We start from the raw sequence: 434 nt of genomic DNA on the forward strand, positions 1-434 counted from the left end.
GGTTGAGGTTCTACTAACGGTTCGTCTACTAGGTCATCGATGTCACCACTTGTGTCAGCGTTTAGTTCATCTTCATGCTCGGCCTGAGGCTCTTCTAATGGYTCGTCCAACAAGTCGTCGATATCATCGTTTGCWTCAACYTCAAGTTCATCTTCAAGCTCAGRTTGAGGTTCTACTGATGGCTCGTCCAACAAGTCGTCGATATCATCGTTTGCWTCAACTTCAAGTTCATCTTCAAGCTCAGRTTSAGGYTCTKCTATAGGCTCGTCCAACAAGTCGTCGATATCATCGTTTGCATCAACCTCTAATTCATCTTCAAGCTCAGGTTGAGGTTCTACTAACGGTTCGTCTACTAGGTCATCGATGTCACCACTTGTGTCAGCGTTTAGTTCATCTTCATGCTCGGCCTGAGGCTCTTCTAATGGCTCGTCCAA

Annotated in this window: 1 pseudogene; it reads right to left on the reverse strand. The window is 46.1% G+C overall.

Annotation, left to right across the window (positions count from 1 at the left end):
* Window positions 1–434: pseudogene (locus EAG18_RS22280) on the reverse strand (hypothetical protein); the annotation flags it as partial.

Origin of the sequence: Pseudoalteromonas sp. J010 (assembly GCF_003934235.1) — a bacterium.
Lineage (GTDB): Bacteria > Pseudomonadota > Gammaproteobacteria > Enterobacterales > Alteromonadaceae > Pseudoalteromonas > Pseudoalteromonas peptidolytica.